Source organism: Actinomadura meyerae (genome assembly GCF_900188445.1).
GTDB classification, from domain to species: domain Bacteria; phylum Actinomycetota; class Actinomycetes; order Streptosporangiales; family Streptosporangiaceae; genus Spirillospora; species Spirillospora meyerae.
This window is the reverse complement of sequence record NZ_FZOR01000107.1, coordinates 1-1,822: the sequence shown is the minus strand read 5'-3', so window position 1 is coordinate 1,822 and position 1,822 is coordinate 1. Positions and strand designations below refer to the sequence as shown.

Here is a 1,822-nt window from a genome sequence, read left to right as displayed (position 1 = left end):
AGGTTCTTCTTCGTCGATGAACCCATCTACCGGAGACCTCACTACTTAGAGATCACGACACACCGTCACACACCCGACTTCGAGACACGCCCTAGAGCGCCAAGGCATGAGATCGCCGAGTGAGGGGGAGGACGTCCATATCGGGTCGCCGGCTGGGAGGAAAGCGGCCTGCCAATCGGGGCTGCAGCGCTGCCAACGTGGATCTGTTGTCTTCAGCTTCTTCAGCGCCGAGCGCTTCTCCTCGCTTGTTCCGGTCAACGCGATATACCAGACGTCGGCTGCTTCTCTCTCATCGGAACCGGCGGTGGCGTTAGCGAAGACGAGGATGCTGAGTTGCCGACCTACATCGGGTCCGAAGACGCGCGTAGGCATCGGCGGGCGGTTGCCCTCGGGGGTGAGTTCGATGACCCAGCCCACTCTGCACTTGCGTCTCAGATATTCACGCAGACCGCTGAAGGCTCGGCTTCTGGTCACGCTGGACGGGACGATGAAGGCGACTACGCCCGCCGGCATGCGCTGCTCGGCCTCGAACACCTTCCAGGCCGCCCAGCGCAGAAAGTACCAGGGCATGCCGTGCAGGTCGGACTCGTAGCGGCCAAGGCCCTCGGCTCTGAACTCGTCGATGGAGGGGCGCGCGGCGACGGACTGGGGCCTTGGTGTCCCCTGTCGTGGTTCTTCGATCCATGGGGCGCGGCCCTTCGCGTTCTCCACGTGGGGCGGATTGCCGATGACTACCATCACCGGGACCTTGAGCTTGATGTCGTTCGCCTCGTCGCGCGCTTCCTCCATTACCCGGTACGGGGCGCCAAGCTTCCGCTGCACTTGGCTCGGGTTGGCCAGCGCGTCGGTGAGAAAGCGTCGCGCCTTGGGGGGCGTCTCCACTTGGAACCGGGTCTTGAAGGAGCCATGAATGCGAAGTTCGGCGACCGCATATGGGGCGACCTGGATCTCGAACCCGATGAGCCTTCTCGAGACCAGATCATGGACGAAATCCTCACGTGTCCCAGGGCCGAGCTCGTCGGCGACACGGTCGGCAACGGCGCTGATGACCTCGACCAGGAAGGTCCCAGTTCCCATAGCGGGATCCACGATCACGACGTCCTCGTCGGCGAAGCCCCAATCCTTGCCGAGATGTTCTCGGAGTATCTCGTCGACAAATCGGACTATATGGCGGGCGACATCGATGGGGGTGTAGTAAGAACCGGTTTCCTTGCGCAGTGCGGGGTCGTAGGTTGCGAGGAAGCGTTCGTACAGGTAGGCGTAGGCATCCGCCGGGTTGACGTCCAAATCATTGAGGTCGGCGACATCGATGACGCGGCGCAGGGTCTCGATCGTATCAAGTTCATCGTCCACGCCGCTGGTGAGCACGGCAAACGCCTGCCCCATCAGCAGGTGCCGCTTCCCGAGCTTCTGGGCAATCTCGTAATAACTCTCGCCCAGGAGGTCGATGCCGTCGACACGGGCTAGGAGCAGAGCGAACGTGATCGTCTGGGCGAACGCGTCAGCGAACCGCTCATTGTCGAGACCAGGGAAGAGCAGGTCCCGCCAGTCGTCGGCCAGCAATGCCAGCCGCATCTGCGACCGCTTCTTCAGCGGGTCGGTGATCGCGGCGTGGACCTCGTCCTTCAGCAGGCCGCACAGGCCCCCGAGAATTCCCACCAGCGAGGTCAGCGTTCGAGGGGACTCCGGCTCCCAGAGCAGGAACCGCCGAAGGACACCGACTAGGTCCAATGCCGGGAAGTTAAGGGTCTTCGGCTGTTGTCGAGTTGGTCGGGGTGAGGATGTCGATGGCGATGGTGGCCTGGTAGGTGGTTCGGTCGAT

1 protein-coding gene is annotated in these 1,822 nt (G+C 62.7%); it reads right to left on the bottom strand.

What is annotated here, in order from left to right; genetic code table 11:
- Positions 1 to 45: 45 nt before the first annotated feature.
- A complete protein-coding gene (locus tag CHF16_RS39115; RefSeq protein WP_089331232.1) occupies positions 46 to 1,731 on the bottom strand; it encodes an N-6 DNA methylase in 1,686 nt (561 codons plus the stop codon).
- Between the last annotated feature and the right edge of the window lie 91 nt (positions 1,732 to 1,822).